We start from the raw sequence: 22,016 nt of genomic DNA on the forward strand, positions 1-22,016 counted from the left end.
ACTCTAAACAAAACTACTTCTTGGGAGATCGATCAGATGGCTATTACAACAGCAGCAGCCCGTTTGGGGACTTCGGCGTTTTTAGATGCGGCTCCGGTCGAATTGCGTCCGAATTGGAGCGAACAAGACGCGATCGCCGTCATTCGCGCGGTGTACCGCCAGGTGCTCGGTAATGACTACGTGATGTCTTCGGAACGGCTCACCAGTGCCGAATCCCTGCTGAAAAATGGCAGCATCACCGTGCGCGATTTCGTGCGTTGCGTTGCCAAATCCGAGCTTTACAAAACCAAGTTTCTCTACAACAATTTCCAGACCCGGGTGATCGAGCTCAACTTCAAGCACCTCTTGGGTCGCGCTCCTTATGATGAATCTGAAGTCATCGAGCATTTAGATCTTTACGAAACCCAAGGATTCGATGCAGAAATTGATTCCTACATCGATTCTCGGGAGTATCAAGATAACTTCGGAGACTATATCGTCCCCTACTATCGCGGTTTTAACAACCAACTGGGTCAAAAAACCGTCGGTTTCAATCGGATGTTCCGTCTGTATCGCGGTTACGCCAACAGCGATCGCGCTCAAGTGGAAGGCAACAACTCGCGCTTGGCTCGCGAATTGGCTCAAAATACGGCGTCCACGATTGTCGGACCGTCCGGCGGTAGCTCCGGCTGGTCTTACCGCGCTGCGGTAGATTCCACCCCCAACACCTGCCTCGGCGGTGCGTTTGTCGGTTTTGGCAAACAAGGCGGAGTCTATCGGATCGAAGTCACCGGAATCCGTCAAACCGGAGTACGGCGGAGCAGCAACAGCTACATCGTTCCTTATGAGAAGCTGTCTTCAAAAATTCAGCAGATTCTCAAAAAAGGTGGCAAGATTGCCAGCATTACTCCGGCTTAGTCAAGGTCTCAATTGAGCTATTGACCCGTCAACGGTTACTACTTTAGGAGTTAACAGACAGATATGCTCGGTCAAGTTGCAGGTGGCAGTAGCGCCAATACGGGCGCTGGAAACCGCTACTTTCGCTATGAAGTGGCAGGGCTGCGTCAAAGCGAAGCCACGGATGACATGAATTACCAGATCCGCGAAAGTGGCAGCGTGTTCATCACGGTACCTTACAGCCGGATGAATGAGGAAATGCAGCGCATTACCCGCATGGGCGGCAAAATTGTCAATATCCAGCCGATTGCCAATAACGACTAGGGTGAGGGCTAAATCTCCCGCCCGATCCTGTTAAACGGATGCACCTGACTCATCATGCTGGATGATTTTGAATCAGCTTCACCGTCGGCTCCAGAGGCTGGCGGTGAGTCTCTAACTGTAGAAGAAGCGATCGCCAATCTGCGCCACGAGGATCTGAGCTTGCGCTACTATGCGGCGTGGTGGATCGGTCGTTTTGGCGTGCGCGAACCGGAGGCGATCGATGCCTTGCTCGATTTGTTGCAAGAACACGGCGATCGCACGGAAGCAGGCGGCTATCCCTTGCAACGGAACGCGGCGCGGGCGTTGGGGAAAGTCGGCGACGATCGCGCGGTTCCCGCATTGATCGACTGCCTCGATTCCCCGGACTACTACGTTCGCGAAGCGGCGGCGGAAGGGTTGCAACGCTTGGGCGACCCGGAAGCGATTCCCGCCTTGCTCCAATTACTCGATGGCGGCGTCGAAGCCGCCGTCCGGGTTCCGGGTAAACCGCACTTAAACCAACCTTACGATACGATTATCGAGGCGTTGGGGTCTCTGAAAGCGACGGAGGCGACGGAGGCGATCGCCCCGTTTTTAAATCATTTTTTTGAACGAGTGCAGTATTCGGCGGCGCGGGCGATGTACCAATTGACCGGAGATCCGGCGTATGGCGATCGCCTGGTAGAAGCGTTGCGCGGACCGAAGCTACAACTGCGGCGCTCGGCGTCGATCGACCTCGGGGCGATCGGCTATCTTCCCGCCGCTCCCGCGATCGCACAAACCTTAGTGGAAAATAGCATTAAACTGATTTCGCTCAAAGGGATCGTCGAACATCATTTAGACTCGCCGGAGTCCGACAAGCCCCCCGCGCTCTCCGAAGCGGCGATCGACATCTTATATTTAATGGATTCCCTGCTTTAGAAAACCCCCAACCGGGAACCGCAGCCAGATTATTTCCTGCTCATGACTTCGCAACCCTCCATCCACGCCCTGATCGAAGCCGTTCGCGCTGCCGATTCCGCCCGAGCTCTGGCGGGAGCCGTTCGGAATTTAGCTCAAACTCGTTCCCCGGAAGCGATTCCCCTCCTGATCGAAGCTCTCGGCTACAACAATCCCGGCGCTGCCGTGGCTGCGGTCGAAGGGCTGGTCGGTTTGGGCGAGCTCGCGGTTCCCGCAATTTTGGAACAGCTCGACGGCTACAACTACGGCGCCCGTGCCTGGGGAATTCGTGCCTTAGCCGCAATTGGCGACCCGCGCGGCTTGGATATTTTGACCGAGGCGGCGAAGAACGATTTTGCCCTGAGCGTGCGCCGGGCCGCCGCGAGGGGATTGGGAAATATTCTCTGGGATCGCTTGGAGGCGACCCCACGGGAGCAAGAGCGAGAACGAGTCCATCACTGTTTGATCCAGGTCACGGAGGATCCGGAATGGGTGGTGCGTTATGCGGCGGTGGTCGGAATCGAGGGACTGGTGAAAAATGGGCGATCGCCCGAACCGAGTTGGGTTCCTCAAAGTTTGGCTCGCTTGGAACGCTTATCGAGTGAGGATGAGGTTTTAGTAGTGCGCGCTCGGGCGCTTTTGGCCTGTCAAAATTTACAAACGGGCGTCACGGCTGGGGTGAATTAAACGATCGAAAGTAGAAAACGATTGAATGATTAAAGTTATGGGAAATTCGAGAATAAAACATATCGTAATGTGGCGCTTGCACGAGTCTGCGGAAGGGGCTTCTAAGGCAGAAAATGCTTTAACAATGAAGAAAATGCTCGAAGGGTTGAAAGGCACGATCGCGGAAATCGAGGCGATCGAGGTCGGCATCAATGCGATCGCCTCTCCCGCCAGTTACGATGTGGTTTTATCTTCTGAATTTGCCAGTATGGAAGCACTCGATCGCTATCAAAAACATCCAGAACATCAAAAATGTAAGGATTTTATTGTCAAAGTGGTCGGCGATCGCGCGGTGGTCGATTATGAAGTCGATTCGTGAGGGTTTCAATGGGTTAAAAATTTAAAAGTCATGGTTTTTTGATGAAATCTAGGTGTAATTCCTAGATTTTTTAATTTATAAATAAAAAAGATATTGACCTAGATGCGATCGCCTGCCCTTGCGCTTCTCAATGCTCCTAAAACAAGCAATATGGCCGAACGACGGATCTTATAAATTTCTCGAAACGATGAGCAAATACGACAAGATTTTTAATGCTTATGCCAAATCTTCGGAAAAACTCACCCCAGTTGAGGGCTTATTTGCGATCGCCTTAATTGTGGTTTATGCCGATGGGGAGATGTCGGCGAAAGAATTAGAGTTATTTCGAGATATTTTAGCCAGTGGTTCGGTCAAAGGCTATTCGCAAGCCGATTTCCGGGTCGTCTCCGGAAAAATCGATACGATTTGGGATTTACAGGGAACGGGGGCGCTGCTGAATGCGGCGATCGAGGCATTACCGACGGATATGAGAGAAGATGCGTATACCGTGGCGGTGGCTTTTGCGATCGCCGACGGTCGAGTTACGAAGGAAGAGTCGGAATATTTGGAAAAATTAGCACGAGCTTTGGAAATTCCCGAGGCGAAAGCGGAGCAAATCGTTGCCGAAGAATGGAACAACTTCAATTCGCCGTAATGCAAGTGTTCGACTGCGGATTTGTGAAGCAGGGGCGATCGCGCAAGAGTGTACTCCTTATCCAATCAAAATCAAAATCAGACAAGTAGGGGCAAACAGCCGTTCGCCCCTACAACATCTATTGAAACAGAATTGAAAAAAACAAAATGGGGATTTGTCGCCTAAATTGTGGCCACGTCGAGCAATCTAACTCGCCATACTATCTATGCTCAACGGAACCATTTCGCCGTGTACGGTCAGTCCTAACAACATCGGCTCTTGCGGTCGGATAGTTTTGCCTGTAATCACGCAACGTTCCTCTCGTTGGGCTGTCGCTTCGAGGCTGGCGCGGATATCGGACGGTGAAAACGAGGGTCGATAATGACCGGATTTCTGCTGGACGTAATTCCAAAGGACATCGCGAATGAGGGCTTGGTAGCCCCGATCGCCTGCAATGGCTTTGAGATTGTCTTTTAGCTCTCTCTCCAAGCGGATGCTGGTGACTTCCATTTCGGTGGTCGGAGTTCGAGTAATTGCGGGCATAATTTTTTCCTCAAATGGGTAGACATCTCTGTAATATCAGTGTAGTATGTTTACTGTAGATTTCAAGTCATTCCCTTCAAAACTTTTTACTGTGAAGCTTTCAACCGCCCTCTCTATGCAACGATATCTCGCCGACGCCTTTGACTGGAGTATCGACCTCGCGCGCCGAGTCGATGCCGTCGTGGCGATCGCCAGAGATGGTTTTGCGAGTGGGTGTGATTCCTGCGCAGATGTGCTAGAGATTGGAGAAGGTTTCGTATGTTTAGCCCCGGGGAACCCCGAGGGCAATGGTGATAGAACGGGTGTAAGAAGCGGGAGGTACGCCTCAACTTGATGTCGTACCTGGAATAGATAAAACAAAACCATAAACGGATTTTGTGGCCCCCGCTTCCTCCAGCATGAGAAGTGGGGGTCATTTAATAAGGAGTTCAGCCGTGACGAGCAGCATAACTGACGTATTGACACATGCGGTGGTAGTTTTCTCTAAAAACTACCTGCCGATCGCGCGAGTGAACGTTAAACGGGCGATCGTGCTGTTAATCGCCGGAAAGGCGGAACCCCTCGATTTGACGGGGGGTATGGCCGCCGCCACGACGGGGATGCCTTTGAGCAAAATTTACGAAGTCCGATCGCCCTCGACGATCTTGCAGGTTCCCGAACATATCCGCCTCACGGTCAGTGGTACCGAACGGATGTGGAAAGTACCGCCCGTCAACCGCCGGGAAGTGCTGCGACGCGATCGCCATAGCTGCCAATACTGCGGCAGTACGAAACACTTGACTCTCGATCACGTCATCCCTAAATCAAAAGGGGGCGCCCATAGTTGGGATAACGTCGTCGCAGCTTGCAGTGCGTGTAACGGTCGGAAAGGCGATCGCACGCCCCAGCAAGCGGGGATGCCGCTCACAAGCAAGCCAAAGGCACCGATGCATCCCGCGATCGCATTTGCTGAAGAATTTTGGAATGATTTTCAGGTCTAAAGGGGAAAAATAGTTCGGTTCTCAGAAATTAACTGAACCCAACCCGCAGGTAGCGGCAATAAAAAGAGGGTTCCACCGCTCTTTATACTCCTCTCACCGCCTACCTCGACCCCTGTGGATCTCAAGCCCCATCGGGCAGGGCTGCGCTGACAGCCAACGAACGAGAATACTCAAAACCACGGGAGAATAACCGGGAATGTTGAAGTTCACGTACACCGAAAACGGCTTTAACTTGGAGCGTTTGGCGTCCTCCGTCGATGAGTTAGTCGCCCGGCGAGTCGTTTTGGCGATGCGCGTCGGCGAAGGAATCGTCGTCGAACCGACGAGTGCATCGTTTCTGCTCCCTGCAGACCTACCGGGGCTTAAGGGTTTGGAAACTCAAGCGCGGCGGGATCGAAATGAGGCGATCGCCCTGTGTATCGCCGACGCGGACTACGTGGAAGTGAGCTTGCACGGAACGTGGATCGCGGCAAACTCGGAAACCGCAGAAGGTGTTTTCGTGACCGCTATCGGCGAACTGAGCGAATTCTACCTGATCGACCTGTGGGAGCAAGCCCAAACCAAAATTTCGTTACTCGAAGAAGTCGATTGATTGAAATCGATCGATTGCAGCCGATTCCTTGAAGGAGGGGCGATCGTATTTTAGGCGATCGCCCCTTCCTATGATTGGCAATTTTTTAGCTTTCACGATTAGAACACAATCCACCTCGGGTACTTTCAACTACTTCTAAATTCAAACAACCCGAATATTCCATCGCCGGACTATTCGACGGTTTAAACACAACTAAAGCCATATTTCCAGGCGGATCGATTTCCACAACTTGCAAGTAGCCTTCGACAAAACGAACTGATTGAATGCTGCTCAAACTATAGGTTGAAAAATCGCGATCGGGCAGGGGTTCCGGTCCGGGTATACTCCCTCGATAAATCGCATATCCTCCCGGTTGCGGGTCGATAATAAACACCGCACTCGTGGTGGTCGCCGCATAGTAATTGAGCATGACACCGACGGCAATATTACCTGTTTGTGGATCGACACTGTAATCGACAATGCGATCGCCGCTCATTTCTCGTGCTTTTATCGTTCCCGTTTCCGGATCCGGTGCATCCATCACGAACACATTCATTTCACTCGCATCAATCGTGAACGTTTCGCCGCCCCATTGCGCTTGTAATTGTTTGCTATTCGAGATAATTTCAACCCGAGGAAAGGTTTCAGCCGCTTGGGGAGAATTGCGCCAAATTTGGGTAAATGGCGAACCGTCTTCTAATAAAGCGGGGCGATCGGATTCGATCTGTTGCTGCAATATTTCTAAGGCATGTTTTTGATGGGGAAGTCCTTCGTAATAGGTGGCGATGTCAATTAGAGAAATGCTCATATTAATCCTTTGAAATTCATGAAATAATCCAGTGCAAGAAGGTGGGCAGAATGCCCGTCACACCGAAAATTTCGATCGTGGTTTTAGCCAAATCGCTAGCTTGACTCATGTAGTTTAAAAATCTAACAGCTTATGAATGGTTATTCTGCTACTTTTTTAGCCATTAATGTTTTCATTTGTGCTTTAAAACTTTCTAGTTGTTCTGGTGTCGCTTGGGTTTGTTGCCAACTCGATCGCTGCATGAGGCGATCGCACCATGCTTTGAGATTTGAATAGCTATCTAATGAAAATCCCAAGAACGGTAAAACCCCGATCGCCGTCCCTGCAACAATATCGGCAAGAGTGAGGCGATCGTCGATAAAATAAGATTGTTCGCCTAACTTTTCGGCGAAAAACTCTAAAACTTTACCGACTTTTTGCTGACTCTCTTCTAGCTTTTTAACTTCGGGTTCGCCAAATCCCATACCTTTCATGATTAACGGATTCATCGCCGTTAATAGTTCGTTTAGCGTCACCATCTGCACCATTTTAACAAGTCCTAGCGATCGCGCATCTGTCGGAAGTAAGGGATTGTCTGGATATTTCGCTTCGAGATAATCGAGAATTGCGAAAGATTCAATCACTGAAAATCCATTATCCTCCAACACCGGGATATGGTGAAAAGGATTGAGGGCTAAAAAACTCGGTTCGAATTGATCGCCATTGAGTTTAAGTTCAATTCCTTCAAATTCGATATTTTTTTCTAATAAAGCAATCCACACTCGTCGAGAATTTATCGAAATCTGGTGGTAGTAAAATTTAAGCATTGAAAATTATCCTCAGCGAAGAAATTAAACAAAGCGAGAACTACTCGATCGGTAACTCGCTATTTGATGCAAATTGATGCGAACATCGGTAAAAGGGAAGCCTTACGATCGATCTCCTTCAATTCCATCCCCTTGAGACCGATTTAAAGCTAAGCTTAGCAAATCTTTGGCATCAGTTGCGATTTCCTAGCTAAAATATGAATTGTTTATTCACATTCAGGCTATGTTCGCAATTTTTTTTCGTCAATATTCTCGTCAAATGAGCGTGGGCGCGATCGCCTTATCTCTATCTTTAGGAGGATGTCAATTAAGCGATTTTACCGTATCGCCAGCAACGGAAAGCCCCACCCCAGAAGCTCCACCCTCCCCGACGACCTACGATAATTTTGTTGATTGGTGCCAAAATAAAGAAAATCTTTCCGAACCCCTCAGACAAACGGTAGATTTATTATTAGAAAATATCCAAGCCAATCAATGCGAGCTAGCTCAATTGGAACTGCTGCAACTCTCCGAACTAGACTTGCGCGGAACCCAGATTGTAGACCTCAAACCCCTTGCGTCTCTGAGGAATTTAACGAAGCTTTCCCTACGTAGCAACCAAATTACCGACCTCGAACCTTTACGCTCTTTAACTTCTTTGGTCGAACTGGATTTAGGCAGTAATAAAATTACCGATCTCGAACCGCTTGCTAATTTAACCAACCTGAAGAGTTTGTCTCTTTTTAATAATCAAATTAGCGATTTAACTCCCCTTTCAGGTTTAACCAACTTACAAAATTTGACCCTATTTAACAATCAGGTTACCGATTTAACTGCATTATCGGGGTTAAATAATCTCAGTCAGCTCGATTTAGGGAACAATCAAATTACTAATTTGGAAGCTCTGTCTACGCTCGTTAATCTAACAGCTTTAAATTTAGAAACGAATCAAATTATTACGGTAGAACCGTTGGCTTCCCTGCGTTCTTTGACCGAACTCGACCTCGGCAGCAATCAGATTGTGGATGTCGATTCGTTGGCGGCAATCTCAACTCTAAAAATCCTTCATTTGGGAAGTAATCAAATTATAGATATTGCCAAACTTTCAAGCCTAAATTCTTTGACAGAGCTGGATTTAAGCGGTAACACGATCGCCGATATCGGCGCGATCGCCCCTCTTCAATCTTTAACAAAGCTCAATCTCAATACTAATGCGATTAATAGCATAGATCCGTTAGCGAACCTGACATATTTGAGCGATTTAAGTTTAGAAAACAATCAAATTACCGAAATTGCGCCTCTGGCGAAATTGACAGCACTCGAAACGCTCAAGTTAACTAAAAATCAAATAACTACGGTGGAGGCGATCGCGCCGTTAACGAATCTAAAACAACTCGATCTCAGTGACAATCAAATAACGGCGATCGCGCCTTTAGCAAAACTTACCGATCTCGAAGAATTATCCTTAGTTGCTAATAAAATTAGCAAGATTGAGCCATTGGCGAGCTTAACTCAGCTCAAAATTCTCAACCTCAATGGAAATCAGATCGAGACAGTCGAACCTCTGGCGGGTTTAACTCAGCTCAAAACGTTGAATCTCAAAGACAATCAGATCGAGAATGTCAAACCCTTGGCGTCTTTGACGAACTTAAACGAACTCGTTTTAGAAAACAACCAGATCGCTGAAATTCAGTCCCTCTCTCCCCTCAAGTCTCTCACCGGACTCTTTTTAGGTGGTAATGCGATCGCCGAAAAAACCTGTCCGGTCGAACCCGCCTCGATCTGCTCGTTTTAATCCGGGCTAGCAACCCTCCCTCTGCGTACTACACGATCGCCTTTCCCGGAATTGGCGATCGGGGGATGGCGCTCGTGCATACTACAATTTCTAAAAATACTACAATCCTCATAACCTTTATCTAGCAAGGATTTTGAGCATTGCTAGGCGATCGCCTATCGAAATTTTCTCAAAAATCTCGGCCAGACCCCTTGACACGCATGTAGTACGTATGTAGTATGTAAGTGTGGCGGACGGGAAAAGCGCTCTGACGCAACGCCCCATCGCCCAACTTAGAACCTTGACAACTGAATAAATTCAATCATGACCTATTGGAAAGAATTCACAAAACAGGCAGATTGATGCGGGGAAAATCATTCCCTCGAATCATTCTCTCCGGTCAACTGCCTGGGGTGAATTCAACTGGAGAAACGTGGAACAACTATCTACAAAACTCCAATAAATGGGGGTGTAACTCAGATGTGTAGAGTGCTTGTCTGTCGAACAAGAAGTCGCGGGTTCGAGTCCCGTCATCCCCGTTCGATAGTCCCGTAGGCGAACGAATAAGCCGTCAGCCCCTCAAGCTGGAGATGCGGGTTTAAATCCCGTCGGGACTTCCAATTTTTTACTATTCAGGAGTAGAAAGCTCATCTCAGCCTTTTCGTGTCGATTTCATCGATGAAAAGGTCGTGCGGGGATGGTGTAACAGGCAAACATCTCGGTCTCCAAAACCGAAGATTCTGAGTTCGACTCTCAGTCCCCGTGTGTCATAAGGTGCCGTAGGCAAATTGGTAAAGCCCCCGATCTTTCAAGTCGGCGTTTGCGGGTTCAAATCCCGTCGGCACTGTTTTAATCTCTGTTTAAATAAATTTTTCAAAATGATTTTAATAAGCTTTTAAAAAGAGTGTCAATTTTTGGGTCGGTATCCAAATTGGTGACGGAGCTTGACTGTAAATCAAGTGCTTTTATGCTAAACGTGGGGGTTCGAGTCCCTCCCGACCCTTTGGGGAGAAGTGGCCGAGGGGTTGAAGGCGCTTTCCTGCTAAGAAAGAACGGTTTTAAACAGCCGTCGAGGGTTCAAATCCCTCCTTCTCCGTTTTAATTTTGTTTTAATTTTGTTTTGATTTTGTTTTAATTTTGTTTTGATTTTTCATATTTCCCCCGGTAGCTCAGTTGGTAGTAGCGCCTGTTTGAAGAACAGGAGGTCGTCGGTTCGATTCCGACTTGGGGGGCTGTTGATGCCGGATGGACGATGGGTAAGTCGCCGTGACTCTGAATCACGGAGAGGTTGGTTCGATCCCAACTCCGGCAGTGATTGGGGAGTAGGCGACGTTGGCAAAGCCACCCGACTTTGGATCGGGATCTCGCGGGTTCGATTCCTGCCTCCCCAGTTAGCTCACTAAATGAGTAATAATCGTACTCACATTGGGTGATTGGCAGAGCGGCTGATGCATCGGGCTTTTAACCCGATTTAGGTGGGTTCGACTCCTACATCACCCCCCTATTTTGCTCCTGTGGCGCAATTGGCAGACGCGACAGCCTTAAAATCTGTTTGTTTGCGGGTTCGAGTCCCGCCAGGAGTATCGCCGGGATGTAATTCAGTGGCCAGAAGCCTTGGTTTGGGGCCAAGGAGTCGTTGGTTCGAGTCCAACCATCCCGACTGTTTACCCCTGTGACGCAATTGGAAGACGTGACCGACTCAGACTCGGTAGTTTGCAGGTTCGAGTCCTGTCAGGGGTATGAGCTCTCGTGGCGGAAGTGGAAGACGCGCCAGACTAAGGATCTGGTTTTTTGCAGGTTCGAGTCCTGCCGGGAGTATTTTATATAGATGTAGGCGTTTTTGGAGTTGTGAGAATGAAGCGCGTTGCGATCGCCCAAGAAACAGTAAAAATCCTTGAAACAGGTCACTATTTTTATGAAGCTCGCCCGGTTGAAATTGCTCGGGAGTTAAGCGAATGCTTGGAAGGCACAAAATATTATCATCCATATTTTTTAGCTCAAATTGAACGAGAGATTTTAGCCAGATCTCCGAGTTTTTCGCAAACTCTTTTTGAACTCAAAAATGAGACAACTTTGATGGGAGCGGAGCGATTGGCGCGATCGCAAAATTTTGAAAAAATAGGCATTCTCAATTTCGCTTCCGCGAGAAATCCTGGGGGCGGCTTCCTCAACGGCGCTCAAGCTCAAGAGGAAAGTTTAGCTCGCAGTTCTGGTTTATATAAAAGTTTATTAAAGGCTCAAGACTATTATGATTTTCATCGGTCTTATCGATCGCTTTTGTATTCCAATCGAATGGTTTATTCTCCCGGTTGTCCCGTGTTCCGAAAAGATGACGGAACACTGTTGGCGCAACCTTATCGAGTTGATTTTATAACCAGTCCGGCTCCCAATGCAGGGGCGATCGCCCGACAACAACCGGAAGCCGTAGCACAAATTATTCCGGTATTGCGCGATCGCGCCTCCAAAGTGTTGAGTTTGGCCGCTTACCATCACTGTGATGCTTTAGTATTGGGGGCGTGGGGCTGTGGGGTGTTCCGCAACGATCCGGCGATCGTCGCCCAAATTTTCGCCGATTTTCTCTTATCCAGAACTCGATTTTGGGGCAGGTTTAAAATTTGTTTTCAGTCTTAGATTCGAGTAAAAATCGAAAAATTTATCGAGAGTTTGAAAAGGCATTTTCAAAGAATTTACAGTAACTTTTCGCTCCAATTCCACGATCTTAAGGGTAAAACTGGATCTAAAACTTGGGTTAAATTCAAAGGTAAAATAAACCATAAAACAAGCGAATATGGTGTAGCGGTAGCATGAGAGCCTTCCAAGCTCTGGGGACGAGTTCAAATCTCGTTATTCGCTCTTTTTTTATCCAGCTATTTCTCTGCGGGTGTTTTCTCTGCGGGTGTGATGTAGTGGTAGCATCAAAGCTTGCCAAGTTTTGCGCGCGAGTTCGAGTCTCGCCACTCGCTTTTTAGTCCTGTAGCTCAACGGTAGAGTGCTTGCCTTACAAGCAAGATGTTATCGGTTCAAATCCGATCGGGACTATTGATTAAAGGGAGTATAACTCAAGGGAATAGAGTCCCGATCTTCTAAATCGGTTCGTGTAGGTTCGAGTCCTACCACTCCCGTTTTTAAAATCACACAGGAGGTGTACTTTCACTGTTTTTAATTAACTGCCAAAACCGCGATCGCACCGTAGCGTGACCCAACTTTTGGAGCTTACATACTGAGTACGAGAGGAACGGTAACACTGTTAGATACAGTGGGCGCGTGAGAACGAGGAGTGCGAAGAACCCGACAGGTGGGCCTAGAGGTAGCCATCCTTTAAAGAGTGTGTAAAAACTCATCGGCGGAGTCCCTCTAGTAACTGAGAGAGCGCACAACGCTCCCCTAACTTGCACGCTACGGGCGATTGCCTTTAACCCATCGGCGATCGTTAAAAGTATAATTTGGGGTCATAGCTCAACGGGCTAGAGCGCCTGCCTTGCAAGCAGGAGGTTATGGGTTCGAGTCCCATTGATTCCATCTGGTGTCTGAAGTCAAAGCGGTCGAGACGCTGGTTTGTGGAACCAGTCCTAGCGGGTTCGAGTCCCGTCAGACACCCCTAATGGAAGATGCCGCTAAATGGTTGGCAACTGGTCTTGAAAACCAGGGTACGGGTCACCGTAGGGGTTCGATTCCTCCATCTTCCTTGAACCACCGAAGGCCGAAAAGTGAGGCACCGTGCTGATAACGCGGGGATAGGAGGGGCAGTACCTCCTCGGTGGATTGCCCTCTGCCAGGGGATTTGGCACTGACGCTACGAACGTCGGTTGTGGTGGTTCGACTCCATCCAGAGGGGCTATTCCTCGGTAGCTCAATGGTAGAGCGTCCGGCTGTTAACCGGAGGGTTCTTGGTTCGAGTCCAAGCCGGGGAGTTTTAGATTAGAGATTCGATCTAATTTTCGATCTTTGTACGTAGTATTTTTAAAGATGTTTTTCAAAAAAAGTCTATTTTTTGCCTTATGATTTTAGTGATTAGAATTTAAAGAAATTTGTTGTTTGAATTATGTCTATCGAGTCTCATTACGGTTCGCTTTGTGCCGAGTATTATGATTTAACTAAACCGATCGCCCGACCTTATCCCGATATTGCTTATTACTGTAAGCAATTATCAAAAATTGACTCGGAAATTGGCAGTCGAATTCTGGAAGTTGCGGTCGGAACGGGACGATTACTCGTACCTTTGTTAGAAGCAGGATTGAATGTAGAAGGACTCGATAATTCGCCAGAAATGTTGGACTACTGCAGGAAAAATTGCCAAAATCGCGGCTTAAATCCGGTTCTCCATCAAGGAGATATGGTCAATTTTCAACTCACGGGAAAATTTAAGGCGATTGTTGTTGCCTGGGGATCGTTTATGCTGGTGGAAACGCGATCGCGCGCTATTTCTGCTTTAGAAACATTTGCCAAGCATTTAGAATCGGGAGGGCAACTATTCATCGATTTAGAAATACCGATTGAAGATTTTAAAACTAACGGACAAATTCAACAACTTCCTCCTGTAAATTGTCCTGATGATTCTATTATTCTTTTACAAAAAACATCTCAAGTCGATCCGATCGCCCAACTCAATTTAATAATGCTACGTTATGAAAAATGGAAGAATGGACAATTGATACAAACGGAATTACAGCGTTTTCCTTTACATTGGTTTGGGGTTGATGAGTTTGTGATGTTATTGCAAAAAATGGGATATCGGAAGATTCAAGTTTGTGCAAACTATCGAGAAGACCAAAAGCCCAGTCATTACAACGATGAGTTATGCTTTAAAGCAGAGATTTAGAAAAGAGGGCAATTGAATATAGCCATTTTCAATTCTATAGGCGACAAAATGGAGTAAATTGCTATTCTTTTACGATTCTAACTAATTGAGGATCGATCTAGAATATTAGAGCGATCGACAAGTTTGACAGTCAATTTATATTTAAAGGCAAAGGATCGAGTTTTATTTTGTTATTGTTAAATTCAAAATCATGTCAAATTATTTCTCCCGATCTTATCACGATCGCACGGATTTAGAGGCGATCGCCCCGCTACTAGAACACTGTAAAATAGTCGATCCTGACGATGAATGGCCTTCGATTAATGATATTTTGCTACAATTCGATCGTCCCGCAGTGGACAAAGCTCGTGATGTGAGATTATGGGAAACCGCAACTGGAGAGGCGATCGCCGTTGCTGGAATTATGTTAGATAACTTTCTCTGGTTTCGTATTCACCCAGATTATCGCAGTGAAGCTTTACATCGGGCGATTTTAGAGTGGGGAGAAGCGAGAATGAGCGAAATTGCCCGAAAAATTGGCGAAAATAAGGAATTAATTGTCGGGACGATCGCCGAAAACCACCGACGAATCGCTATTTTACAAAGTTGTGGCTTTACGATCGCGCGCTATTTTCTCACAATGGTGCGATCGCTCGCCGAGGCGATCGCCGAACCGCAACTCCCCGAGGGGTTTACCCTGCGTGCGCCGAACGGGGAAACGGACGCCGAAACATGGGTTACTTTGTTTAACGAAACGTTCCGCGAGCATTGGAACTATCACCCAGAAACGCTAGAGAATTACCGACAAAAGTTAAAAAATCCAGAGTTTCGCACTTCCTTATCGCGATTGGCGATCGCCCCAAATGGCGAAATGGCGGCTTTTTGTGACACTTACATCACCGCCGAGGGACTCGGTTGGCTCAATCCCATCGGAACTGCACCGAATTATCGCAAACGGGGTTTAGCTCGTGCCGTATTACATGCCGTATTACAAGAATTGAAAGCCGCAGGCATCGAGACGGCGTTGCTTTACGTCGATGCGGACAATTTATCCGGTGCGGTGCGCCTGTACGAATCAGTGGGCTTTCGTACCATCAATACCCAGATTGCTTACAGCAAAATAGTTATCGAATCACTAAAATAACTCCTATTTTTCAAGGCTCGTCCTGTTCGATGCACCCACCTATTTTGAGGGGCTGAAAAAATTTTTTCCAACCCCTTGACAATTGTGTAGTATTTTTGTAGTATTTAAATATGGAAAGGAAAAAAAACAGCCAAACTAAAGGCGTTATCTTTGTCCCAGAGAACCTTGACAATGGAATAAAAACGCGAATTTTTACAACATTTGTTTGCGGATTCTTTAAAGAGAATTCAACTCATCATGGTGCTAATCTATACGCACTTATTCGATCGCCCTATCTGGCCAAAAGCTCAAAAGCGTGAGGCCACAACTGACACAACTGAGACGACATTATCTAACTTGAGCGTCCCAGAAATTGAACCTCGCGATCGCTCCGTAGAGCGCGAACTCACTCTCGCCAAATACACCACGGAAACGATCGCGCGTGGAACTGAGTTACACCTATTAGAACGGCGTTTTATTCTGTAGAAAGTTAGCCATTCGATCTCTTAAATTCGATCGATGGCACTTTCACCAACAGGCGATCGCCATTCCCGGACGCGAACGACAATCCAGTTCAGTGAGGAGGTGCCAAAATGATTCACATTCGCTTTGAAGGGCGTTCCTACGATCTTGAAGAAACTGACTTGGGAATTAGCGATCGCACCGACAATCACGAGATTTTCGATCGCCTCGCCCGCCATTTTGAAGTCAAACGCGATCGCTTCGATCGCTACGTCATCGACCGCCGACCTTCCGGAGACTATATCGTCCGTCCGGAGGCCGTTTACGGCTAGTTTTAAACACATTTAATCAAAAAATTGAAGCTTTGGAAACTTCCGCGCCCCGACCGATAAAGCTTACATCCATAACTGATTTATCCTCAGTTTGTAGGTTCGACTCCTACCACCTCCGCCTCGGAGGTGTCGCTCATCGGTAAGAGCAACAATACTAACGCTTTATTAACTCGCGCGGGAGTCCATCCAATCCCCTTAAAAAAGCACTTCGCGCCCCGACTGAAAAAGCTTACATACTCGCTCAGTGGTAGAGCATTACCCTGTAAAGGTAACGGTCGCGGGTTCAAATCCCGCGTATGTGACTCCGGCTTTTTTGACTTGCGCGAAGTGCTTTCTCCCCGAAATGAAAAGCGCGCAGTATCATAAGAGATCGTGACAGCCAAAAATTCATTGAGGGGAGCATTCAATTTATGGCACGCAAACCGATTCAAACGGCATTTTATACCTTAGTTGTCGTTCGTTCCGGCGATCGCTTTCTACTCGTGCAAGAGTGCAAGCACAATCAACAGTGGTACTTTCCCGCCGGACGAGTCGAAGCGGGAGAAACCTTCGTCGAAGCGGCGCGACGAGAAGCCCTCGAAGAAGCAGGAATTCCGATTATTATTGACGGTATCTTGAGGATGGAACATACGCCCCTCGGAAATAACGCCCGAGTTCGTATGATTTTTGTCGCCCGTCCCGAGGACGATACACCTCCGAAAACCGTACCCGACAATCAATCGTTAGGAGCAAGTTGGTTTTCTTGGAAAGATTTAGAAAAATTGTCATTGCGATCGCCCCACGTTAAAGAAATCCTCAATTATTTAGCCCACGGCGGTCGGATTTATCCTCTCAATTTAATTAGCTTTGAAGGCGCGCCCTATAAAATTTGAGTTTTTCGATTTTATCTTAAATTCTGATTGAATCTTTTTCCCTTCGCGCCCTAATCCAGAAAGCTTACATACTTGCCTAATTGGTAAAGGCGCTTGACTCATAATCAAGTTAACTCCTTAACTGGAGTTTTGCGGGTTCAAATCCCGTGTGTGAACCAACAGCTTTCTCAACTTGCGCGAAGGGATTTTTAGATTTTAGATTGAGAGAAGCCTCACTTTATTGCGGGTAAGATGCCCGCACCATAGCTTTGTGAGCTATTCTTTTCTGAGTCTGAAGTTTTTCTACAAAATCATGCAGTTGTCGCCGCGCCCCAACCGGAAAGGCTTACATACTCCTCCAAACTAAAGGTGTGCTTTGGAGAAAGCGCTGCAAGCCCGAACCTCAATAGCGGGTCGATGCCTTCCTCACTCGTGCGGCACAGTTTTTTGAAAGTGCGATATTTAGTATTGTTTTACCGAATCGCGCGCGACACCTGCATCGGTTAGCCGTGCTTTCGATCCCCAATTGGAGGTAAAACCGATGGATGCAGCAGAACGCGACTTGCGCTTAGAAATGCTCAATAGCTTGCTGACGACTCCCCACCGCAAGCTCGAAGATGTGGCGGAAATTCACGCCATCATGCTCGAACTCGACCCGATTTTTTACGGTCACTTGGGCGTTTGGTATCAAAAACAAGGGGACGTGCGCGATCATAAAGAAGTCTTTGTCGCTCACTTGCTGACGAGTCCACTTCCGGAACACCGAGAAGCGGGGTTCGTGATGCTGCGGGAGTTCGCGCCGTACCAAGTGGGGCGGATTGTGGACTTTATGAAACGCCATCGCGGGAAAGTACCGCGTTGCGCGCGCACGGCGGTTACTCGTTATTTGCGCGATCGCGAGAAAAATACCCAATTTTTCGATCGCGCCGCCTTGCGGGGTCGCAAAGCACTCAAGCACCTGTATGCTACCTTGCACGTGCGTCCGAGCGATCGCGCCAACGCGATTCTGTTCAAAGATAAGCCGCCGGAAGACAGCCTCGCGTACTTGGTCAAACGACTGGCAAAAGCCGAAACCCCCGCCGACCAAGCCGCTCTGATTGTCGAACATCAAATCCCGTACCCGATCGCCGTCGGGGCGGTCAAACAACTGACCCCGACCGTTTTGGTAGCACTGATTAATGCTATGACGCCGCAAGAGGTCATCAACAACCTCAAATCCCTGAAACAACGGGGAGCGATGGATTGCGTGCAGGTGAAGGCGTTAATCGACGAAAAGCTGCAAAAAGCACAAACGAGCGATCGCGTCTCCGCCTACAAAGCGCGGGTCGCCGCCGAAGTCGCCGGAGTCGATCGCTCCACGACCGCCCAGCTAGAGCGCGTCACCGACGAACAAGTGAAAAAACGCGGCAAAATCAGCCAATCCACCGCGTTACTCGTCGATAAATCCGGTTCCATGCACCAAGCACTGGAAGTGGGTAAGCGCCTCGCCGCCCTCATTTCCGGGATTACCGATGCCGACTTGTTCGTTTATGCGTTCGATACCATGCCCTACGAAATCAAAGCCCGGGGCAAAGAGTTGAGCGATTGGGAACGGGCGTTCCAACACCTGCACGCCGGAGGGGGAACCAGTATCGGTTGTGCGGTGGAAGCGATGCGTGCTAAGAAGCAAAGCGTCGAGCAAATTATTTTGGTGACCGACGAAGGGGAAAATAATGCGCCATATTTCACAAGTACCTATCAGTCTTACTGCCGTGAATTTGGAGTGATGCCGAATGTAACGATTGTTAAAGTCGGCTACGCTTACGATTGGCTCGAAACTCAAGGAAAGCAAAAGCAAATTCCGATCGAGACGGTGACGTTTAATGGCGATTATTATTCGTTGCCGAATGTCGTTCCCCTTCTGTCTCGCCCGTCGCGCCTGGAATTGTTGATGGAAATTCTCGACAGTCCCCTCCCGGTGCGTGACGACCAGTAGGCTGTAGATCTGCCAAACAGCGAACGGACTGGAGTCAATATTGACTCCAGTTTTTTTTTGCTTATTTTTGAATTATTTTTGAATAATATATATATAGCAGTCCTAAATCAGTTAAATCTGAGATCGACCCGGGAAAGTTACCAAATTCTTGTAAGGAGACGGCAATGCCGCGTCCCGACAACCGATGAATGTTACAACAACATTGAGGATCGCTATAGCAGTTCTAAATCCGTTGAAGTTGAATTTTAGATCGAGTTTGGAATGTTGCCAAACCCCGGTAGGGGGCCGATGCTATTGACTGTTTTCGGAAGATTGGCTTTAGGATGCCAATGTTGGCTAGTGCGGCGATCGCTCGCCATTGAAACCGTGAAATTACCGATCGGGAGAATCGTGCTGTGGGGATTCCTGCTGGTTGTGAGCTGGGCGATCGTGGCGATCCCGGCAGGGTCGGGCGATCGCCCGCAACCCTTTTCCTGTGTGGGAACGGAGGTCACGACGATCGCGCCAGAAGCAACGCTTCCCTGGGATGACAGTTCCAGCTATTTATACAGAAAACTGCTCGATCGCCTCTTACCTGCGGGCGATCGCGAGGGAGAACTCTACCGACTCGATACACAGGAAGCGGCTAAAATCTTACGGGCGATCGCCGCCATCCACGGCGTGGAGAACCCCAACTCGGAGGAGACGACTTGCGATCGCCTCTCGGCCCGTCGGCGCAAATCCCTCGAACAAATCGATCCCGAAGCGGTCACCCTCTATCCGATCGTTTTGGCGGATCGATTAGAAGTCGTGGTCGGCTTTCCCGACGGACAGTTCGGACATTACACGATTGCAGTCTGCGCCCGGGAACTGAGCGATCTCGCCACCCAAATGCGCCAATCGTTACGGCGCACCTCCTTTGCGAACGAACGACTTCCCTTAGCGCAACAATTTTATCGCTGGTTGGTCGAACCGATCGCCACGGAATTAGACCGCTACACGATCGCGACTTTAGTGTTCGTTTTAGACGGTCCCTTGTGGAATTTACCGATCGCCGCCTTGCACGATGGGACGGGTTATCTCGTCGAGAAATACGCGATCGCCCTCGCCCCCTTGTTACGGGTGGTGGAACCGCGATCGCAGCCCCTCGAAGATTTCGAGGCCCTCGTCGGCGGACTCAGCCAAAGCCGAGCCGGATTTGCACCGCTACCGGGAGTCGAGCGCGAATTACACGCGATCGCCGCCTTGAGGCCCACTCGTCTGTTACTCGACGAGCGCTTTACCCGGGAACAATTGGTTTCTTCGTTGCAAGAGCGACCCTTTGAGATCGTCCACTTAGCCACCCACGGTCAATTTAGTTCCGACCCGCAACAGACGTTTATTTTGACCTGGGACGGTCCGGTCAACCTCAACGAGTTCGAGCGGTTGCTGCGATCGGGAACGGCGCGATCGATCGAACTGCTCGTCTTGAGTGCCTGTCAGACCGCCCAAGGGGACAAGCGGGCCGCGTTGGGTCTGGCGGGGATTGCCGTGCGTTCCGGAGCGCGATCGACCCTGGCGAGCTTGTGGCCCGTGCAGGATGCCTCCAGCGCTCAATTGATGATGTCGTTCTACCACGAGCTGATGCGATCGGGCGTCGGCAAAGCCCAAGCCTTGCGCCGTGCGCAACTGAGTTTATTACAACAGCCCCAATACAAACATCCGTTTTACTGGGCGGCTTTCGTGCTCGTCGGCTTGTGGATCTGAAATCCGAGGCGATCGCCTCCCCAAATCGTTGCAAAAATCAATAAAAATTAATATAAAAACAACCGTATTCCCGTAAAAATACGGTTGTCAAATCAATAGTTTTCTGAAATGAGACGAATTTTAAGGTTTCAGTCGGATAACCGAACGACTCCCCGAGATCCCCGAGTCCGTAAATCGCGATCTTTGGCAAGCGATACTTTTGGGGCAGATTTCGGATGACAGGAATAGCGCACAACGCCGACAATAGAGATATAAAATACCATAAAAAAAATTAGCTTTAAAAGCGAAGGAACCGAGAGGGTCTCGGAGTACCGAATGGGGGTCGGGAACGCTCGCTGAGGGGGAAAACTAGCAATACGGTACAAGTAAGACAGATTAGAGGGGTCAAACGCCTAAAGGCTTATCCCCCTTTCATGTTTCGTCGGTAAGACCTTTACGATCGTAGAGAAGCGGATCCTAAGTATTTCTATCGGGTCTGCATTCGTACAACCAGAATGAACGCCGTTTAAACGCAATCGACACTCAGGGCGGCGATCGCGCGTTAACAAACAGCGACTCGCATCGAATCGAGGCAGATTCTGGACTTTAGGGTGATTTCAAGATCGAACGGCGATCGCAATTCCCTTGCTGAATTGCTCGTTTTTGAGGTGCATCATATCATCAGAGGCAGATCTATCATGGCCAGGAACAGATCCGGACTGCGCAAGCGTGTCCTGTCAGCCCTCATGGGATTGGGGGCGATCGTTATTCCCCTGCAAGCTCGCGCCCAAGCTGCAGAGGTGGGAACAGACAGCCAAATTGCACGGGTGAATCCTGCCGATATCGAAATGTTAGTGAAATTCGAGGCCCCGGAAGGGGAAGGCGATCCCGAAGAAGACGGAACGGCAGGCGGAGCGACTCGCAGTCAACATCATTGCATCAGCCCGTCCCCAAGTTATCGAGAGCTGACTTTATTATTACCGATCGCGCAAAGCGGGCTGACCACCGCCCAACACCCCACCTTTTTCGTATACGTCCCGCCGACGACGGCGAGTCAAGCGGAATTCGTCCTGCGCGACGGCGACGGCGACGGGATATATCAAACGACCGTCAGTTTAGGAAACGCCCCGGGGATTCTCCGGATTGACCTGCCGGAGAGCTTGCCCGCCTTGGAATTCGGCCACCGATATCAGTGGTCGTTTGCCATGATTTGCCAGCCGAGCGATCGCCTGCAAGATTGGGTTGTCGATGGCTGGATCGAGCGCACGGAACTCGACCCCCAGCTCGCCAGTCAACTGGAGGGGGCGACCCCCCTCGAACGGGCTGCCGCTTACGGCAATGCGGGAATTTGGTACGACACCTTAAGCACGTTGGCGAGCTTGAGAACCGCACAACCGCACAGTGATGGACTGGCAAACACCTGGGAAAACCTGTTAAAGTCGGAAGCAGTCCAGTTAGGACAAATTGCCCGCGAACCTCTGCTAAGCTGTTGCACCTCAAATCCTTGAGAGGGGTTGGAGTTTTGAGGTCGGGG

21 protein-coding genes and 24 tRNA genes are annotated in these 22,016 nt (G+C 48.9%); 42 read left to right on the plus strand and 3 right to left on the minus strand.

The genetic code is table 11. From position 1 onward, the window contains the following. The first annotated feature begins 36 nt into the window (after positions 1–36). The 6 genes from HCG48_RS11020 to HCG48_RS11045 all read left to right on the plus strand — a co-directional run bounded on the left by HCG48_RS11020 (position 37) and on the right by HCG48_RS11045 (position 3,797). Complete coding sequence (locus HCG48_RS11020; protein WP_168569211.1) at positions 37–897, plus strand: phycobilisome linker polypeptide; 861 nt, start codon at positions 37–39, stop codon at positions 895–897. A 63-nt stretch (positions 898–960) separates the two neighbouring features. Beyond that, entirely contained in the window at positions 961–1,200 is a 240-nt protein-coding gene (cpcD, locus tag HCG48_RS11025; protein WP_168569212.1) for a rod-capping linker protein CpcD, read from the plus strand. A 54-nt stretch (positions 1,201–1,254) separates the two neighbouring features. Then, entirely contained in the window at positions 1,255–2,100 is an 846-nt protein-coding gene (cpcE, locus tag HCG48_RS11030; RefSeq protein WP_168569213.1) for a C-phycocyanin alpha-cysteine-84 phycocyanobilin lyase subunit CpcE, read from the plus strand. 42 nt (positions 2,101–2,142) lie between these two features. Continuing rightward, positions 2,143–2,805 carry a C-phycocyanin alpha-cysteine-84 phycocyanobilin lyase subunit CpcF gene (gene cpcF / locus HCG48_RS11035; RefSeq protein ID WP_168569214.1) on the plus strand — a complete coding sequence of 221 codons (663 nt, stop codon included), beginning with the start codon at positions 2,143–2,145 and terminating at the stop codon, positions 2,803–2,805. 37 nt (positions 2,806–2,842) lie between these two features. Further along, positions 2,843–3,163 (plus strand): Dabb family protein, encoded by a 321-nt coding sequence (locus tag HCG48_RS11040; protein WP_168571847.1) that lies wholly within the window; start codon positions 2,843–2,845, stop codon positions 3,161–3,163. Positions 3,164–3,293: 130 nt separating this feature from the next. Further along, entirely contained in the window at positions 3,294–3,797 is a 504-nt protein-coding gene (locus HCG48_RS11045) for a tellurite resistance TerB family protein (RefSeq protein WP_210437219.1), read from the plus strand. A gap of 186 nt (positions 3,798–3,983) precedes the next feature. Here the strand turns inward: HCG48_RS11045 and HCG48_RS11050 are convergent, their stop codons facing one another. Next, positions 3,984–4,319, minus strand: a complete 336-nt coding sequence (locus HCG48_RS11050) for a hypothetical protein (protein WP_168569216.1) — start codon at positions 4,317–4,319, stop codon at positions 3,984–3,986. Positions 4,320–4,789: 470 nt separating this feature from the next. Here HCG48_RS11050 and HCG48_RS11055 point away from each other — a divergent pair, with 470 nt between their 5' ends. Both HCG48_RS11055 and HCG48_RS11060 read left to right on the plus strand, forming a co-directional pair. Further along, positions 4,790–5,299: an HNH endonuclease gene (locus HCG48_RS11055; protein ID WP_511048776.1), complete on the plus strand. Its 510-nt coding sequence runs from the start codon at positions 4,790–4,792 to the stop codon at positions 5,297–5,299. Between the two features lie 196 nt (positions 5,300–5,495). Next, on the plus strand, positions 5,496–5,891 hold the full coding sequence (locus HCG48_RS11060) for an alr0857 family protein (protein ID WP_168569217.1): 396 nt from the start codon (positions 5,496–5,498) through the stop codon (positions 5,889–5,891). Positions 5,892–5,976: 85 nt separating this feature from the next. Here HCG48_RS11060 and HCG48_RS11065 read toward each other — a convergent pair whose 3' ends face one another. Together HCG48_RS11065 and HCG48_RS11070 are read right to left on the minus strand one after the other, a co-directional pair. Next, positions 5,977–6,678, minus strand: a complete 702-nt coding sequence (locus HCG48_RS11065) for a hypothetical protein (protein WP_168569218.1) — start codon at positions 6,676–6,678, stop codon at positions 5,977–5,979. Positions 6,679–6,818: 140 nt separating this feature from the next. Continuing rightward, positions 6,819–7,484: a glutathione S-transferase family protein gene (locus HCG48_RS11070; RefSeq protein WP_168569219.1), complete on the minus strand. Its 666-nt coding sequence runs from the start codon at positions 7,482–7,484 to the stop codon at positions 6,819–6,821. 223 nt (positions 7,485–7,707) lie between these two features. Here HCG48_RS11070 and HCG48_RS11075 point away from each other — a divergent pair, with 223 nt between their 5' ends. The 34 genes from HCG48_RS11075 to HCG48_RS11240 all read left to right on the plus strand — a co-directional run bounded on the left by HCG48_RS11075 (position 7,708) and on the right by HCG48_RS11240 (position 21,990). Next, positions 7,708–9,258: a leucine-rich repeat domain-containing protein gene (locus tag HCG48_RS11075; protein ID WP_168569220.1), complete on the plus strand. Its 1,551-nt coding sequence runs from the start codon at positions 7,708–7,710 to the stop codon at positions 9,256–9,258. Between the two features lie 444 nt (positions 9,259–9,702). Next, positions 9,703–9,776 (plus strand) — tRNA-Asp (locus HCG48_RS11080). Positions 9,777–9,782: 6 nt separating this feature from the next. Further along, positions 9,783–9,857 (plus strand) — tRNA-Glu (locus HCG48_RS11085). 71 nt (positions 9,858–9,928) lie between these two features. Further along, positions 9,929–10,002: transfer RNA gene (locus tag HCG48_RS11090), tRNA-Trp, on the plus strand. An 8-nt stretch (positions 10,003–10,010) separates the two neighbouring features. Beyond that, positions 10,011–10,084 (plus strand) — tRNA-Glu (locus tag HCG48_RS11095). A gap of 69 nt (positions 10,085–10,153) precedes the next feature. Further along, a tRNA-Tyr gene (locus HCG48_RS11100) sits at positions 10,154–10,240 on the plus strand. Between the two features lie 4 nt (positions 10,241–10,244). Next, positions 10,245–10,333 (plus strand) — tRNA-Ser (locus HCG48_RS11105). 62 nt (positions 10,334–10,395) lie between these two features. After that, positions 10,396–10,469 (plus strand) — tRNA-Phe (locus HCG48_RS11110). 7 nt (positions 10,470–10,476) lie between these two features. Further along, positions 10,477–10,549: transfer RNA gene (locus HCG48_RS11115), tRNA-Gln, on the plus strand. A gap of 4 nt (positions 10,550–10,553) precedes the next feature. Continuing rightward, a tRNA-Gln gene (locus HCG48_RS11120) sits at positions 10,554–10,628 on the plus strand. 36 nt (positions 10,629–10,664) lie between these two features. After that, positions 10,665–10,737, plus strand: a tRNA-Lys gene (locus HCG48_RS11125). An 8-nt stretch (positions 10,738–10,745) separates the two neighbouring features. Continuing rightward, positions 10,746–10,820, plus strand: a tRNA-Leu gene (locus HCG48_RS11130). Between the two features lie 4 nt (positions 10,821–10,824). Beyond that, positions 10,825–10,897: transfer RNA gene (locus HCG48_RS11135), tRNA-Pro, on the plus strand. 6 nt (positions 10,898–10,903) lie between these two features. After that, a tRNA-Leu gene (locus HCG48_RS11140) sits at positions 10,904–10,977 on the plus strand. Between the two features lie 3 nt (positions 10,978–10,980). Beyond that, a tRNA-Leu gene (locus HCG48_RS11145) sits at positions 10,981–11,055 on the plus strand. Between the two features lie 36 nt (positions 11,056–11,091). Further along, a complete protein-coding gene (locus HCG48_RS11150; RefSeq protein WP_246260034.1) occupies positions 11,092–11,868 on the plus strand; it encodes a TIGR02452 family protein in 777 nt (258 codons plus the stop codon). A 151-nt stretch (positions 11,869–12,019) separates the two neighbouring features. Continuing rightward, positions 12,020–12,090 (plus strand) — tRNA-Gly (locus HCG48_RS11155). A 39-nt stretch (positions 12,091–12,129) separates the two neighbouring features. Continuing rightward, positions 12,130–12,200 (plus strand) — tRNA-Gly (locus HCG48_RS11160). Positions 12,201–12,204: 4 nt separating this feature from the next. Next, positions 12,205–12,276 (plus strand) — tRNA-Val (locus tag HCG48_RS11165). Positions 12,277–12,285: 9 nt separating this feature from the next. Continuing rightward, positions 12,286–12,359 (plus strand) — tRNA-Arg (locus HCG48_RS11170). A 323-nt stretch (positions 12,360–12,682) separates the two neighbouring features. After that, positions 12,683–12,756, plus strand: a tRNA-Ala gene (locus HCG48_RS11175). Between the two features lie 4 nt (positions 12,757–12,760). Then, positions 12,761–12,834: transfer RNA gene (locus HCG48_RS11180), tRNA-His, on the plus strand. Between the two features lie 6 nt (positions 12,835–12,840). After that, positions 12,841–12,923 (plus strand) — tRNA-Ser (locus HCG48_RS11185). Between the two features lie 153 nt (positions 12,924–13,076). Further along, positions 13,077–13,148 (plus strand) — tRNA-Asn (locus HCG48_RS11190). 131 nt (positions 13,149–13,279) lie between these two features. Next, entirely contained in the window at positions 13,280–14,056 is a 777-nt protein-coding gene (locus HCG48_RS11195) for a class I SAM-dependent methyltransferase (RefSeq protein ID WP_168569221.1), read from the plus strand. A 190-nt stretch (positions 14,057–14,246) separates the two neighbouring features. After that, the gene (locus HCG48_RS11200; protein WP_168569222.1) at positions 14,247–15,179 is read left to right on the plus strand and encodes a GNAT family N-acetyltransferase; all 933 of its coding nucleotides are present in this window, start codon (positions 14,247–14,249) and stop codon (positions 15,177–15,179) included. Positions 15,180–15,416: 237 nt separating this feature from the next. Next, entirely contained in the window at positions 15,417–15,644 is a 228-nt protein-coding gene (locus tag HCG48_RS11205; protein ID WP_168569223.1) for a hypothetical protein, read from the plus strand. Positions 15,645–15,751: 107 nt separating this feature from the next. Next, positions 15,752–15,952: a hypothetical protein gene (locus HCG48_RS11210; RefSeq protein ID WP_168569224.1), complete on the plus strand. Its 201-nt coding sequence runs from the start codon at positions 15,752–15,754 to the stop codon at positions 15,950–15,952. A gap of 230 nt (positions 15,953–16,182) precedes the next feature. After that, positions 16,183–16,254: transfer RNA gene (locus HCG48_RS11215), tRNA-Tyr, on the plus strand. A gap of 108 nt (positions 16,255–16,362) precedes the next feature. Continuing rightward, on the plus strand, positions 16,363–16,824 hold the full coding sequence (locus HCG48_RS11220; protein WP_168569225.1) for an NUDIX domain-containing protein: 462 nt from the start codon (positions 16,363–16,365) through the stop codon (positions 16,822–16,824). A gap of 65 nt (positions 16,825–16,889) precedes the next feature. Next, positions 16,890–16,982 (plus strand) — tRNA-Met (locus HCG48_RS11225). Between the two features lie 362 nt (positions 16,983–17,344). Further along, positions 17,345–18,778, plus strand: coding sequence for a vWA domain-containing protein (locus HCG48_RS11230; RefSeq protein WP_168569226.1), 1,434 nt, complete (start codon positions 17,345–17,347; stop codon positions 18,776–18,778). Between the two features lie 288 nt (positions 18,779–19,066). Next, positions 19,067–20,503 carry a CHAT domain-containing protein gene (locus tag HCG48_RS11235; RefSeq protein WP_168569227.1) on the plus strand — a complete coding sequence of 479 codons (1,437 nt, stop codon included), beginning with the start codon at positions 19,067–19,069 and terminating at the stop codon, positions 20,501–20,503. A gap of 677 nt (positions 20,504–21,180) precedes the next feature. Further along, positions 21,181–21,990: a DUF928 domain-containing protein gene (locus HCG48_RS11240; protein WP_168569228.1), complete on the plus strand. Its 810-nt coding sequence runs from the start codon at positions 21,181–21,183 to the stop codon at positions 21,988–21,990. Positions 21,991–22,016: the final 26 nt, after the last annotated feature.

The organism is Oxynema aestuarii AP17, assembly GCF_012295525.1.
GTDB classification, from domain to species: Bacteria; Cyanobacteriota; Cyanobacteriia; order Cyanobacteriales; family Laspinemataceae; genus Oxynema; species Oxynema aestuarii.